At 75.0% G+C, this 14194-nt stretch carries 10 protein-coding genes; 1 reads left to right on the forward strand and 9 read right to left on the reverse strand.

Going from position 1 to position 14194, the window contains the following annotated elements:
• Positions 1-630 precede the first annotated feature (630 nt).
• The 8 genes from IE313_RS15010 to IE313_RS15045 all read right to left on the reverse strand — a co-directional run bounded on the left by IE313_RS15010 (position 631) and on the right by IE313_RS15045 (position 11121).
• Positions 631-789, reverse strand: a complete 159-nt coding sequence (locus IE313_RS15010) for a DUF6760 family protein (protein ID WP_189932240.1) — start codon at positions 787-789, stop codon at positions 631-633.
• Positions 786-1277, reverse strand: a complete 492-nt coding sequence (locus IE313_RS15015) for a hypothetical protein (RefSeq protein WP_189932242.1) — start codon at positions 1275-1277, stop codon at positions 786-788. Before IE313_RS15015 ends, IE313_RS15010 begins: the two co-directional genes overlap by 4 nt.
• Entirely contained in the window at positions 1274-1714 is a 441-nt protein-coding gene (locus IE313_RS15020) for a phage tail protein (RefSeq protein ID WP_189932243.1), read from the reverse strand. Before IE313_RS15020 ends, IE313_RS15015 begins: the two co-directional genes overlap by 4 nt.
• A gap of 74 nt (positions 1715-1788) precedes the next feature.
• Positions 1789-3312, reverse strand: coding sequence for a phage tail sheath family protein (locus tag IE313_RS15025; RefSeq protein WP_189932245.1), 1524 nt, complete (start codon positions 3310-3312; stop codon positions 1789-1791).
• Between the two features lie 203 nt (positions 3313-3515).
• Positions 3516-5762 (reverse strand): AAA family ATPase, encoded by a 2247-nt coding sequence (locus IE313_RS15030; RefSeq protein ID WP_229924676.1) that lies wholly within the window; start codon positions 5760-5762, stop codon positions 3516-3518.
• A 119-nt stretch (positions 5763-5881) separates the two neighbouring features.
• The gene (locus tag IE313_RS15035) at positions 5882-6592 is read right to left on the reverse strand and encodes a Pvc16 family protein (RefSeq protein WP_189932249.1); all 711 of its coding nucleotides are present in this window, start codon (positions 6590-6592) and stop codon (positions 5882-5884) included.
• Between the two features lie 22 nt (positions 6593-6614).
• Positions 6615-9920, reverse strand: a complete 3306-nt coding sequence (locus tag IE313_RS15040; RefSeq protein ID WP_229924656.1) for a DUF11 domain-containing protein — start codon at positions 9918-9920, stop codon at positions 6615-6617.
• A gap of 418 nt (positions 9921-10338) precedes the next feature.
• Positions 10339-11121 (reverse strand): helix-turn-helix transcriptional regulator, encoded by a 783-nt coding sequence (locus tag IE313_RS15045; RefSeq protein ID WP_189932250.1) that lies wholly within the window; start codon positions 11119-11121, stop codon positions 10339-10341.
• 285 nt (positions 11122-11406) lie between these two features.
• Between IE313_RS15045 and IE313_RS15050 the strand changes: the two genes are divergently transcribed.
• On the forward strand, positions 11407-12735 hold the full coding sequence (locus tag IE313_RS15050) for a COG1470 family protein (protein WP_189932252.1): 1329 nt from the start codon (positions 11407-11409) through the stop codon (positions 12733-12735).
• A gap of 243 nt (positions 12736-12978) precedes the next feature.
• Here the strand turns inward: IE313_RS15050 and IE313_RS15055 are convergent, their stop codons facing one another.
• A complete protein-coding gene (locus IE313_RS15055; protein ID WP_189932254.1) occupies positions 12979-14139 on the reverse strand; it encodes an acyltransferase family protein in 1161 nt (386 codons plus the stop codon).
• Positions 14140-14194 lie beyond the last annotated feature (55 nt).

Consider the following 14194-nt stretch of genomic DNA (forward strand, 5'->3'; position numbering starts at 1 on the left):
ACGGCGTACCCGTCCTCCGGCGCCGGGGCGCGGAACGGCGGCACCGGGGGGCTCCGGGTCCGCGGTCGGCGCCGACTCCGTCGGCGCCGACCGCGCGGCGGCGGCACGCAGCAGCAGGGGGCCGCCGTCCGCGGGAGCGGGGGATCCGACACGCGGGACGGCCGGGCGTGCCACACCCCGGATCAGCCCCACGGGCGCGCCCGGCAGCACGGCATGGCCGAGTCGCCCCTGGAACGCCGGGTTCTGCCAGGCCGAGAGCCCGGCACGGAACCGCAGCCCGTCGCTCACCCCGAGCGCGTCGCGCGCCACGGTCAGCACCGGCGGAGTCAGGTGCCGCCAGCCACCGTCCCACGCGGCCGGGACACCCGCCCCCGCCGCCCCGGAAGCCGGGGACGCCGGAGACGCCGGAGACGCCGGGAGCGCCGCGGACACCGGGACCGCCGGGGAGGTCCCGGGCACCGCGGTGCCGCCTGACCCGGCCGGGGACTCCGGGCTGTCCGCCCCTTCCCCGGACTCCGGGCCGCCCGCCCCCGCGCCAGGCACCGTGGGGCCGACCGCCGTCTCGCCCCGTCCGCCGCCGCGGCGGAACACGTTGCGCATCCTCACCCGCATCCCGTCACCCGCATCCCGTCACCCGCCCTCGTTCACGCGGGTGTTGATCCGCGCTATCTCGTGCACCCACTGCCCGCGTTCGTCGTGGGTGAGGTCGAGGATGTCCTCGCGCCGCCAGTGGAAGTGGTAGGCGATGTACGCGATCTCCTCCCGCAGCCGGGGGAGCGCGTACGTCACGATTCCCCCAGGCGCCCACCCGAGAGGTCGATCTCGAACGAGCCGTCACAGTGGGGGCAGGTCACTGCCGCGCGGGTGTGGCCCTCGCTGTTGATGCGGCGGTAGAAGTCCTGGAGGAACGCGATGTCGGTGGCGTACATCCGCTCGACGACCCCGGCGTGCACGTCCGTGACGCCGCCGAGCCGGGTGATCACCTGGCTGAGCAGCACGACGCTGAGGTACGCCGGGTTCTCCTTCACCCGCAGGTCGATCTGCGGCCGCAGCTCGTCACGGGCCGTGGCGAGCCGCATGGTGCCCGAGCGGTGCAGCACGCCGTCCTCGTCGACGTACCCGCGCGGCAGCTCGAAGTCGAACTCGGTGCGCAGCGGCTGCCGCTGCGGCTGCCCGGCCGGGGCCGGGGCGTGCGCTCCGGGCTCCGTGCGGTCCGGCGGCCTGGTGGTGTCCAGGATCTCTTCCAGCGTGTTCGCGGTGACCGTACGCCGTCTCATTCGACCACGATCTCCTCGAAGGTGATGGTCACGGTCTCGGTGGCGGCGGACGACTCGCCTGCCTTCAGCGAGGGCCCCTCCCACTTGCTGGCCCAGCCCTGCATGAGCTGGATGCGCCGCACCGTGGCGCCCGTCGAGTCCTTGATCTCGATCGTCAGGTTCTGCCGTGCGGTGTCCACCGCGCCGTTGTTCAGCGTCTCCTTGATCCACTTGGTGAACTCGCTGCTCTTGTCCAGACCGCGGGTGATGGTCACCTCGCCGGCCTGCCGCGCGCCGGGCTGCTTGCGGATGATCTGCTTGCCGTCGGAGGTCACCTGGCGGACCTCGACGACCTCCTCCTCCACCGTCAGACCGCTGATCTCCTGGATGGACTCGACGAGATAGCCGCCCAGTTGCACGCCGAAGACGTGCGTGGAAAGAGCGTCACCCTCTGCCATGGCTCTGTGTCACCTTCCGGAACGGGACCTCGTGGGTCGCCTTGCGGGTACGGGCCGTCCGAGCGGCCCGCGGGTCACTCGTTGACGAGGCTGGTGCTGTCGGAGAACTGGGCGAGCCGGAACACCACGAACTCGGCGGGCTTGACCGGCGCCACCCCGATCTCGCAGACCACCTGCCCGAGGTCGATGGACTCCGGCGGGTTGTTCTCGCGGTCGCACCTGACGTAGAAGGCCTCCTCGGCGGTGCGGCCGAACAGCGCGCCGCGGCGCCACTCCTCGGTGAGGAAGGCGGTCACGTTGCGCCGGATGCTCGACCACAGGCGGTCGTCGTTCGGCTCGAACACCACCCACTGGGTGCCGAGCAGGATCGACTCCTCCAGGTAGTTGAAGAGCCGGCGCACGTTCAGATAGCGCCAGGCCGGGTCCGAGGAGAGCGTGCGGGCGCCCCAGATGCGGATGCCGCGGCCGGGGAAGGCCCGGATGCAGTTGACCCCGACCGGGTTCAGCAGGTCCTGCTCGCCCTTGCTGAGCCGTACGTCGAGGTCGACCGCCCCGCGGATCACCTCGTTCGCGGGCGCCTTGTGCACACCGCGCTCGGTGTCGCTGCGCGCCCACACCCCCGCGACGTGCCCGCTCGGCGGCACCGTGGTGTTGCGGCCGGTCGCCGGGTCGAAGACCTTGATCCACGGGTAGTAGACGGCGGCGTAGCGGGAGTCGTAGCCCGCGCCGTCGTTGCGCCAGGTGCGGGCGTGCTGCGCGGCCAGGGCGGGCGGTGTGTCCAGGACGGCGACCCGGTCGCCCATCTGCTCGCAGTGCGAGATCACCGCGAGCTGCACGGTCTTGACGCCCTCCGCGTCGATGTCGCCGCGCTGGTGCGCGCTCATCAGGTCCGGCACCGCCACCATGGTGATCTCGTCGATGGCCTCCAGACCGGCGAAGCCGGTGCGGGCCGCCGCGTCGCCGACGTACTCGGTGGGGCTGAGCGCCCGGGCCGGGGCAGCGGGGGCGGGGGCCGCGCCGAGCGCGACGGTCCCCTTCTGCGGACGGGTGGGGGTCACGCCCTCCTGCTCCTCGGCCCGTACCAGCCGCGACTCGCGGAGCTGGGTGAGGACGTATGCCTTGACGTTCCTGCGCGTGGACACGTCGAAGGTCTCGGCCGCCTTGCCGTCCTGGCGGACCACCAGCCTGAACCGGTCCTCGGGCGGGTTCTCGCCCTCCGCGTCGGCGACCTCCACCGAGATCCCGGAGCCCGCCCCGGGCAGCGCCGACACCAGCAGCCCGCCCAGCTCGACCGGCGCCGGCTCCTGCCCGCCGTCCGCACCGGCGCCGCCGGCCGGACCGCCGATCCGCACGACGTACGCGCTGCCGCCGCCGTTGGCGAAGTACCCGTACACCGCGTGCGCCAGGTAGGTGCCCTCGGTGAAGCCGCCGAACTGCTGCGTGTACTGGTCCCAGTTGGTGACCAGGGTCGGCTGGTGGAAGGGGCCGGCCGCGGCGAAGCCGACGAACGCGGCGACCGCGGTGCCGACCCCCTCGATGGGCCTGGCTCCCGACTGGACCTCCTCCACGTACACGCCGGGGGTGAGGTACGACGGCATGCTCGCTCCTTCGTGTGGCCACTGCGTCGCCTCAGAGCCTCGCGTTCCGCGTCCGCCCGGCAACAGGTCCCCGGGACCTGCACCCGGGGCAACGGTGCTGCCTTCCCGGGCACCCCCGAAGGGGCGCGGGGAGCCGGGCGCCCGCCCGCGACGGGCCCGCGGTGGCGGCCCCGCGGCGCCGGGCCCCGCGGCGGGGCGCGCCGCTAGGCGACCTGGACGGAGTCCAGCCAGGGGCCGAACTCGCTCTCCAGGACGAGCCGGCCGAGCTTGCGGTACTCCTGCATCACCGCCGAGACCACCTGCGCCATGCCCACCGGCCGGCCGGCCTCCGCCGCCAGATAGGCCGCGGTCACCGCGCAGGCCCGGATCGAGCCGCCCGCCAGCTCGAAGCGGCGGGCGCAGAAGTCCAGGTCGAGCCCGTCGTCACGGGGCAGCACGGAACCGAGGCAGCGGTCCCACAGGGCGCGTCGCTGGGCGTGGTCGGGCATCGGGAAGTCGGCGACCACGTCGAGCCGCCGGGTGAACGCCTCGTCGAGGTTGGCACGCAGGTTGGTGGTGAGTACCGCGATGCCGTCGAAGGACTCCATGCGCTGCAACAGGTAGGCCGACTCCATGTTGGCGTGCCTGTCGTGCGCGTCCTTGACCTGCGAGCGCCTGCCGAAGACGGCGTCCGCCTCGTCGAAGAGCAGGATGCCGTTCACCCCCGCGGCCTCGGTGAAGATCCGCTCCAGGTTCTTCTCGGTCTCGCCGACGTACTTGTCCACGACCGTGGAGAGGTCGACGACGTACACGTCCATGCCCAGCTCCGCCGCCACCACCTCCGCGGACATCGTCTTGCCGGTGCCGGACTCGCCGGCGAACAGTGCGATCACCCCGCGGCCCCGGCCACCGCCCGGGCGCATCCGCCACTGCCCCAGCACCTGTTCGCGGTGCCGGGCGCGCAGTGCCAGCTCGTGCAACTGGCGGCGGGTGGGCTCGGGCAGTACCAGATCGGTCCAGTCGACGGCGGGTTCGATCCGGCGGGCGAGGCGTTCGAGGCCCGCGCCGTTCTGCGCGCGCACCGCCGTCCGCAGGTCGTCGGTGCGCACCGGCCGCCCGTCGGCCACCGCCATCCGCACCGCCACCGCGGCGGCCCTGTGCACCTGTTCCGCGTCCAGCCGGTAGGAGGCGACGGCGTCGGCCAGTTCGGCGTCCGGCGGCAGGACGGCGGCGGCGCGGTCCGCACCCGCGGCACCGGTGAGCGCGGACCGCCACTGCCGCAGACGGTGCCCGGGCGTGAGCGGCGCGACGGTGAACGGCACCGGGCTCTCGCTGGTCCACAGCGGGTCCCAGCCCCGCGCGCCATAGGTGATCAGCGGGATGCCGGTGGCCGCGGCGCAGATCTCACGCAGCAGCCTGGCGCGTTCCGGGCGCTCGGGGGCGAGGGTCTCCAGGGGGCCGAGGACCAGGCCGCCGCCGCTCAGCCGGGCCTCGGTGGCCAGTACCCGGGGCAGTTCCCCGGGTGTCGGGCCCGCGACGAGCGCGGCCGGGTCGAGGACGAGCGGCCGGCGGCCGCAGTGCAGCAGCGCGTCGACCGCGAGGCCGCCCGCGTCGCCGCCCCGGTCGTGCAGGTGCACCAGACCGCTGCCGGTGGCCGCGGCCGCGGCCACCCGGGCGGTCAGCGGGTCCGCGGGCCGGCGCCCGCCGCCCTGCCCGGCACGGACCAGGCCGTGCAGGGCGGGGTCCGGCTCCTCGTCGCCGAGCAGGTGTGCGGTGACCCGGTCGGGCACGAGCAGCACCCGGGACAGCAGCGGCCGCTCGCTCTCGCAGACCCTGACCAGACCGCCCGCGACCAGGGGCGCGGCCGGCGAGAACCGGAAGCGTCCGGGGCCCGCCGGGGGCACGTCGCACAGCTCCAGGGCCAGGCCGATGGTGGCCCGCCGCCGGGTCAGGTCGTCGTTGAGGTACCCGTAGAGCCGCTCGAAGCGCGTGTCGATGTCCGGGGCAAGCGCGACGAGCAGCAACTCGACGTCCAGCGGGAGCAGGCCGAACGCGGCGGCGAGGCGCTGCAACCTGCTCGTCGGTGGCGTCGGTGGCGTCGGTGGCGTCGGTGGCGTCGGTGGTTCCTGCGATGTCTGTGACGCCTGTGACGCCTGTGACGCCTGTGACGCCTGCGATGCCCGTAATTCCTGTGGTGTCAGTGGTGCCTGCGGTGCTGCCGGGCCGGTTCCCGCGGCCGGTGGCCCCGCGTCAGGCGGCTCGGCGGACGGCGGCCCGGCGGCAGGAGGTACGGGGGCGGGTGGCGCGAGGGCCGACGGGGCGAAGGCCGAGGGCGCGCGCGCGATCCGCTCGGCGTCCTCCGGCGTGAGGTACTGGCCGCGGTACGGGTCGTCGGGATCCGGATCGTCGGCCCTGCGGGCCGCGACCGCGCGCCGCACCCGGGCCTCCACCAGGCCGAGCCGGGTCCACAGGTCCGCGAGGTGGTCCGGGCCGGCCCCGGCGGGCGCGGGCGCCGTGCCGGGGTCCGGGTGCGCGGCCGGTGCCGTGCCGTGCGACGCGGTGGCCGGCCCGCCGCGGCCGGTGCCGGCGGTCACAGGGCCGCTCCGCCGCGCCGGCGCCGCCCGGGCGGCAGGGGACGGTCGCGCCGCGCGGTGAAGCCGTCCGCACCTGGGTCGACCGCGCCCTCGTAGCGCAGCCGCCGGCCGGGGGCCGGGACCCGCGCGTTGCCCGGGCCACCCTGTGCGGCCCGCACGACGAGGCCCTCGGTGACCGGCGGGCCCACGGCGGCGCGTTCGCCGGCGAGCGGCGCTAAGACCCGCAGCTTCACGGCCGCCTTCAGCTCGCCGCCCAGCGCGGACCAGATGTCCGACGGGGACGGGCCCTCCGCACCGGGTGCCGCGACCGCGAGGCCCACCGGCAGGCCGAGTTCGGCGAGCGAGCCGGTCAGCAGCTCCCGCGGCAGCACGTCGGAGCGCACCAGGCGGCGCAGCACCTCCGACAGCAGCCGGTGCTCGTCCTGCGGCCGGTTGGTCCAGGCGGTCACCAGGTACGTCAGGAGGAACCACCGCGGCGGCTCCCGCCGGGCGACGACCGCGCCCGCGGCATCGTGCTCCTCGGTGCCGCCCGTGTGCCGGCGGGCGGTGTCCTCGCGGATGTCGTGCAGGAAGACGCTGATCGTCGGTGCGTTGCGGCGGGCCGACCAGTCCCTGGTGGGCGCGTCGAAGACCAACTCGACGCCGCCGCCGGCGGGGCCGCCCTCGGTGAGCAGCAGCCGCAGCCCCTCGTCGACTTCGTGGATCACCCGCGCACCGCCTGCTCCCGGCTCACCGGCGCGTCACCTCGTCCGGTGGGCCGATGGTTCCGCTGACCACCAGGAACGGCGTGGTGACGGGGCCGAATCCGGGGCCCTTGGCCGTGATGGTGCGCTTGCCCGTCTGGTCCTTGGCGAGAATCAGCAACTGGCCGGCGAACCTGCCGTTGCGGGCCGCGGTCGTGGGCGCCGCGGCCGCGGTGATCCCCGGCTTCCAAGTGAACCGCACCGGTGCCCCCGGCGGGAAGTCCACGCCGCGTACGGAGGTGACGAAACCCGGTTCGCCGATGGGCGGCACCGCGACGATCCGGGGCGCGAGGACGCGCAGCGACGCCCTCGCGGTGTTGTCGCCCGGGTCGGCGTCGGTGCCGGTGGTGGTGAGCCGGGCGGTGACGGCCGCCTTCCCGACGGCCCTGTCCGGACGCAGGACCACACGGACCACGTGGGAGTCGCCCGGTGCCAGGTCGCCCAGCGCGCACTGCCCGTCCGCGCAGCCCGCCGGCAGCCGGTCGCGCGGGATGCCCGCGGGCAGTCCGAGGCGCAGCCGCAGGCCGGTCGCCAGCGCGTCGCGTCCGTTGCGGACCGTGTAGGTGACCACGACCCGGCCGCCCACGTAACCGGGGTCCGGCTGCGCGCCGACGGCCACCGCGGGGCCCGCGACCGGCTCGGGCGGCGGCGGGTCCGCGGGCGGCGGGTCCACGGGCGGCGGGGGCGCGGCGCCGACCGGCACCAGGGTCCGGGCGGTGTTGTCACCGGGTTCCGGGTCCAGCACGGCGCCGCCGGCCGACCAGCCGATCCGCTGTCCGCCCTCCACCACCCCGGTGATCCGTACCGTCACTCGTACGCTCGAACCCGGTGCGAGCACGCCCAGGTCGCAGCGGAGCGCTGCGGTGTCGCAGCGGCCGACCGGTGCCGTGAGGCCGTCGACGCGCACGCCGGACGGCGGGTCCACGGTGAGCGTGGTACCGGGCGAGGGCGAGGGGCCGCGGTCGGTGACGGTGACGGTGACCGCGGTGGCCTTGCCGACCTCGACCGGCGGCAGCGCGGCGGGCGCCGCCACGGCGAGGTCCACGAACTGCTGGAACGCGGGCTCCTTCTGCCGCCCCGGCAGGCCGCTGTCCAGCGGGGTCAGGGTGCCGTCCGCGAGGTCGAGCAGCAGCAGGCCCTCGGGTGAGTTCGCGGCCACCGTGCGGCGGGCACTGAGCACCAGGTGCCCGCCGTCCGCGGACCAGGCGACGTCACGGGGCTGGAAGGGCCCGGTGGCGGTGGTGTCCGGCAGCTCGCGGGTGCAGGCGTCCGCGGCGTCCTGGCCCGCGGGCAGCACGACGCGGCACCCGTCGCCGGTCGGCGAGGCGATCAGCACGCCGTTGCGCTCGTTGACGCGGCCTGCGCCGTCCTTGCGGTTGAACGCGACTCGGGTGCCGTCCGGTGAGAACGCCGGGCTGTCGTCGATGACCTGGCAACTGCCGGGGCAGACGGTGGCGCTCAGGTCCTGCTGCCGGTCGAGCGCGGTCACCTGTGCCGTCCAGACGTGCTTGTTGCCGCCCGCCCCGTCGACGGTCGCGTCCCGGGTGAACGCGATGCGGGTGCCGTCCGGGGACCAGGTGGGCTGGGCGTCGTTGCCGTACTGGCCGGCCGGCGGCTCGACGGTGCCGATGATCCGCCCGGTGGCCGCCTGCGCGATCAGCACCCGGCTCGGCCCGGCGCCGGGCACGCCGTCGCCCGGTGGGACCCGGGTGAACGCGAGGCGGGTGCCGTCCGGTGAGAACGTCGGGTCGGTGTCCCGGTCGAGCGGCCCTCGGCCGTCCAGCGGCAGCACGTGCGGATCGGCGCCGTCGGCGTCCGCCAGCCAGATCCGTTCGATGCGGCCCGCCTCCGTGTCCTCGAAGCGGGTGACCACGATCCGCCGGCCGTCCGGCGTGTAGTTCTGCCGCTCGGTCCACGGGTCGTAGCCGGGCGCCGGACGGAACAGCGGGTCGGCGGCGGGATCCGTGGCGGTGTCGGCGGCGGGGTCCTCGCGGAGGACGGGCAGGCCCAGGTCCCGCGGGTCGGTCCCGTCGGCCCTCATGTCCTGGAGTGTCGCGGTGTGCGGCCCGTCCGCGGTGGTGCGCGTGACGACGACGGAGCCGTCCCGCGCGCCGCCCAGCCAGGTGGGCCAGTCGACCGCGCGGTTCTCGCTGAGCACCGTCTCGGCCGTTTCCTCCGCGTGCGCCGTCGCACGGTGGACGAGGTCGTACGTGGTGTCGCAGGTGCAGGTGTGGTCCGGGCTGACGAACAGGACGGCGTCGCCGCCCGGCAGCCAGTCCGCCGACCTGGTCCGCCAGCCGGCCTGCTCGCCGCCGAGCAGCGGCTGGTCGTCGCCGTCGCCGTCGGTGACCCGCAGCCGGGGGTTCAGCGGCACCGGGGCGTCGTCCACGGAACCGTCCCCCGCGGCGTCGGGCGTGTTGGCGGCGGCGTCGGGCGTGGTGGCGACCCGAGGCGGTGCACCCGTGCCCGCGCCCATGCCCGCGTCCGTGCCCGCAACCTTGTCCCTGTCCGTGCCCGAAGAACCGTCGGCGCGGCCGGTGCCGTAGGTGAGCTGCGGCGGGTCGAGGGTGTAGGCGACGAGGTCGCGGTGGGCCGGGTCGCCGGCCGGATTCCACACCGGCTGGGTGGCGTTGCCGGCCAGCGGGTCGGTCACCGCCCTCGGCGCCCCGCCGGACAGCTCCCGCACGAAGATCCGCCAGCCGCCCAGGACGCCCGCGTCGCCGGTGAACGCCAACCGGGACCCGTCGGGAGAGACGGTCGGCGAGATCTCGGCGCCCGGGGTGTCGGTGAGCCGGGTGAGGCCGGACCCGTCGGTGCGCACCAGCCACAGGTCCCGCTGGGTTCCGCCACCCGGGCCGCCGGGCTCGGCCGAGTCGAACACCACCGCGCGCCCGTCCGGGGTGAGCCGGGGGTGTGCCGCGTCCCGTCCCGTGGTGAGCCTGTGCACCGCGCCGCCCGCGTCCCGCAGGTACACCTGCGGGTGCGGCTCGTCCCGGAGGCTGGTGAAGGCCAGCAGATCGCCGCGCCCGGACGCCTGCCGGTCGAAGTGGGCCGGGCCCGCGCCGAAGAGCGGATCGCTGTGCTGCGGGTCCGCCACCCGGCCGAGGCTGCGGTGACCGGTGCCGGCGTAGGCGATCCGGCCCTGCTGGTCCGCCCGGGTGCCCCCGGTGCCGGGCCCCGGCCCGGGTGCGCCCTGCGCGGAGCCCGCCGCGAGCGATGCGAGCACCAGCACCACGGCGGCGGCCAGTCTGGCCGGCCGGGCACGCCCGCCCGGCCCAGTGGTGCCGATCACGGTCCACCTCGCTGTCTGGGAACGGCTCGCCGCGAGGGTCCGCGGACGGCCTGCCGCCCGGAGTGTCTCCCCGCCCGGGGGCCCTGCCCAGGACCGCGGGGCCCGCCCCGGGGGAAGGGCCCGTTGACCTTTCGGGCAACCGGGCCGCTCCCACGGCCGGGACGGGCCGGGCCGGAGGACGGTACCGGTACCGGTGCAAGGGAGCGTGCCGCTGCCCGCACGGCGGCCCGTGCCGTGGTGCACGGGCCACGGTGCCGTGGTGCATGCGGACCCGTGCCGTGGTGCATGTGACCCGTGCCGCGGTGCATGCGACCCGTGCCGCGGTGGTGCCCGGCTGCCGGGGCGGCCCGCAGGCGGCTCGGCGGGACGGCGCCGCCCGGCGGGGCCAGTCCTGCCGAGCACCGGCCCCGGCGGGCCCTCAGATCAGTCCGTGCCGCATCGCGTATCCCACCGCGTGGGCCCGGTTGCGGAGTTGGAGACGGGTGGAGAGCTCGTGCAGCACGTTCTTCACGGTCCGCTCCGAGTACGAGGTCTTCTCGGCGATCTCCACGGTGTCGAAGCCCTCCGCGACCAGCCTCAGCATCTCCACCTCCCGCGCGGTCAGGGTGGACAGCGTCAGCCCGCGCGGATCGAGCACGGTCCGCTGGAGGCTGCCGACGTGGTCGAGCAGCTTGCCGAGCAGATCACCCGGCAGCACCCCCTCGCCCCTCGCCAGTGCCGTGACCAGGTGCACGAGGCGGTCCTGGTCGGCCTCCGCACGGCGCAGCACGGCTGCCACCCCGCACTCGATCATCGTCTGCAGCGAGTTGGCCTCGAAGGAGCCGACGACCAGACCGGTACGGGTGGTCGTGTTGCGGCGGAGCCGGTTGAGCAGCTTGACGGTGGACTCGCTCACCCTGTCCACCACGACCAGGGAGGACTGCGCCCGGTCCGCCTCGGACTCCGGCAGCAGCTCCACCTCCGGCCGCTGCCGTAACTGGTGCACCACGCCCGCCTGTAAGATCAGGTCCCCCGCGTAGACCGCCACGGAGACCCTGTCCTGCCTGCCGCGCTGTGTGGCGCGACCTGACGCCGTCGGCGGGATGAGTCTGCGGGTCGCCTCGGCCGCCGTGCGCCCCCGGCGCGCCGTGCCGCCGCCGTCCGGCCCGTCCGGCCCGTTCGGCGCTGCCGCCCCGCCCGGTGTCTCGTCACTGTTCTTCATTGGTCATCATCCTTAGCATCGTGCGGACTTCCGCTGGATTCGCGTTGCGTTCCGGTCTCCCGTTGCGTTCCGGTGGTGCCGGCAGGTCGCGGCCTGCCGCCGTGCGGACGTGCGGTACCGCGGCGCGTGACGGGCCCCCCGCGCCGTCGTCCGGCGGGGGCCGCCGCGCCGACCGCGCGGCTCGCGCGGGGCGCGGCGACGGTGTTCCGCCGGGGCACGGGCGCTGCCCGCCCGTTGCCCCCTGGTTCCTACCCGGGTCAGGACCCGCCCGGCTACCTTCGGCCCGTGACCACAGCAGCCGAACTCGCGACCCCGACGGTGACGGTGTCCCCGGGTGGAACGGCGACCACGACCCTGACCGTCCGCAACGACAGCGACATCGTCGAGGGTTACGCGCTCGAAGTGGTCGGTGACTGCGCCGCGTGGAGCACCGTCGAGCCCCCGCGGGTGTCCCTCTACCCAGGCACCTCCGAGACGGTGACGGTGCGCCTCGCGCCGCCGCGCTCGTCCCGGGTGCGTGCGGGCGAGGTGCCGCTCGGTGTGCGGGTGCTGCCCGCGGAGCGCCCCGAGTCCGTGGTCGTTCCCGAAACCACCGTCACCATCGAGCCGTTCTGGGAGTTGCGCGCCGAACTCGCCCCGCAGCGCCGCCGCGGCTGGCTCGGCGCCCGCTACCGCACCGCTCTGCGCAACCAGGGCAACACCCCGGTCGGTGTCGCGCTGTCGGCTGAGCAGGCCGGTGAGGAAATGCGGTTCGCATTCGCCCCGGGCGCGCCCGAGCTGGCACCCGGCGAGTCCGCCGAGGTACGGCTGCGGGTGCGCATCCGCAAGCCGATCTGGTTCGGCAAGCCGGTGACCTGGCCCTTCCAGGTCGGCGCCGGACCGACGGGCGAGGGGGTGCCGGAGCAGGGCCAGGAGAGGCAGCCGGGCCGCCCGGCACCGCTGGAGGGCGAGTTCGTCCAACTGTCCCTGCTGCCCAGGTGGCTGCTCGCCGTGCTGGCCGCGCTGCTCGCCCTGCTGCTCGCGTGGTTCGCGCTGGTCAGGCCCGCGGTGCAGAGTACGGCCAAGGAGGCGGCCGAGGAGGCCGCCAAGAACCCTCCACCGGTGGACGGCGGCGGGCAGGCCGGCCGGAAGGGCGCGGGCCCCGCGAGCGGTGACGAGCAGGAGGGCACCGGCACCGGCACCGGCAGCGGTGGTTCCGGTGGCGGCGGCGGTTCCGGTGGGCAGGGCCGGTCGGGAGGCGGTTCCCCGGTCGGCGGCCGGCAGAGCTCCGCGACCATCGACGTCAGGACGGGCCCGGGGGCCAGGAAGGTCGGCGCCTACACGGTGCCGCAGGACAAGGTCTTCAACGTCACCGACATCGTGGTGGCCAACTACCAGGGCGACGAGGGCCTGCTGACCATCGCCTTCGGGGAGCGCACGATCACCACGATCGCCTTGGAGACCTTCCGCAACCAGGACTACCACTGGGTCACCCCGATCGAGATCCCCGAGAACGCCACCGTCACCGCGGACGTCACCTGCCGCAAGCCCGGCACACCCGCATCCGGCAAGCAGGCCTCCGGCTGCGCGGAGGTGCTCAACGTCAGCGGAGTGCTGAGCGACCTCAAGAACTGAACCAGACCACTACGGATCACACCAAGCAGCGCGTCGACGCCCAAACGGGGCGCACCGGGGGCGCGCAGCGCTCCGAGAGGGGCGCGAAAACCGCGCGGGGGGCCGCGGTGGTGCGGCGGGTCGGCATCGGCCGCGGGGGCTCCTACTGCCGTGTCCGGGCCACCGGACAGCAGCGCGAGGGCAGCACCCCGGTCCGAGCACCGTGCGCCGCACCTGCGCCGTCGCCGCACCGGGGAAGCCGGGTCACCCGTGGTGGACCCGCGGGAGGCCGGACCCGTGGTGGAAGGCCGGGTCGTCCGCCGTTGACCCGCGGGAGGCCGGGTCGTCCGTGGCGGACCCGGCCGTGCGTCCCGCCGCGGGGGTACGCGCCGCGCGGCTGAACGCCCACGTCAGCTTCGGCTCCACCACCGCGCGGAAGACACGCCGCACGGGCGGCGTGCACAGCAGGGCCACGGCGACCGCGGCGGCCAGCGTCACCGTGACCTCGCCGAGCGGCCCGTGCACCCACGGGTGGTCGTACCAGCCTGCGTACAGAGCGCCCTTCACCAGGAAACCGTGCAGCAGGTAGCCGTACATGGTGCCGGTGCCGAGACCGGTGAACCAGGTGCGCCGGCGCGGCACCCAGGCCAGGAAGCAGGCCGTGAGGGTCAGCGAGCACACCAGCAGCCCCGCCGTCATCGCGGGCCCCGCCCACCATGGCGCCCCCAGCTCCTGGGCGCTGTTGTCGTGGTAGAACCACTCGTAGTTCATCCGCGGCGCCGCCCAGTACGCCACCAGCAGCGCCGCGGCGAAGACGGCCGGCGCGGCCGTGCGCAGCCGTCTGCCGCGCAGCCGCGCCAGATGCTCGGGCCGCAGCAGCAGGCCAAGCACGAAGAACGGCAGGAACTGCAGTACGCGCTGGAGATCGAGGTCGTCGCCGAGTTCCGGCGACATGGACGCGAGGGCGGCCAGGGCGAGCGCGGGCACCATCGGAGCGCGCAGCGTCCGCCACAGCGGCGTCGTCAGCCGCCACACGAACAGCGCGGGCAGGAACCACGTCAGGAACCACGGATCGAGCAGCGTCACCGGGTTCGACGGGTCGTCACCCGCCCAGCGCTCGAACAGCGCGTATCCGGTCTCGAAGACCACGTACGGCACCGCGACGCCGCTGACCAGGCGTCCGAGCCGGCCGGGCCGGGCGTCGAAGCCGCGCGAGAAGTACCCCGAGACGATGATGAAGGCCGGCATGTGGAACGTGTAGACGGCCATGTACGCCGCGTCGACCGTACGGCTGCCGTTCTGCAGCGGCTCCCACGAGTGCCCCACGGCCACCAGCACGATGGCCAGGAACTTGGCGTTGTCGAAGAACGCCTCCCGTGCGGGGACAGACTCCCGGGGCCGCCCTGCTGAGGAGTTTTCGGACATCTTGTCGACACCGCTAACCCGTCGCGGGCTCCGTAAACCGGGCCGTGGCCGACTC

Origin of the sequence: Streptomyces sulfonofaciens (assembly GCF_014656295.1) — a bacterium.
GTDB classification, from domain to species: domain Bacteria; phylum Actinomycetota; class Actinomycetes; order Streptomycetales; family Streptomycetaceae; genus Streptomyces; species Streptomyces sulfonofaciens.

Bases quoted from the DNA above. Each gene is read 5' to 3' on its own strand.
- IE313_RS15045 (WP_189932250.1), bottom strand. From the start codon at position 11,121: ATGAAGAACAGTGACGAGACACCGGGCGGGGCGGCAGCGCCGAACGGG.
- IE313_RS15015 (WP_189932242.1), bottom strand. From the start codon at position 1,277: ATGAGACGGCGTACGGTCACCGCGAACACGCTGGAAGAGATCCTGGAC.
- IE313_RS15025 (WP_189932245.1), bottom strand. From the start codon at position 3,312: ATGCCGTCGTACCTCACCCCCGGCGTGTACGTGGAGGAGGTCCAGTCG.
- IE313_RS15055 (WP_189932254.1), bottom strand. From the start codon at position 14,139: ATGTCCGAAAACTCCTCAGCAGGGCGGCCCCGGGAGTCTGTCCCCGCA.
- IE313_RS15020 (WP_189932243.1), bottom strand. From the start codon at position 1,714: ATGGCAGAGGGTGACGCTCTTTCCACGCACGTCTTCGGCGTGCAACTG.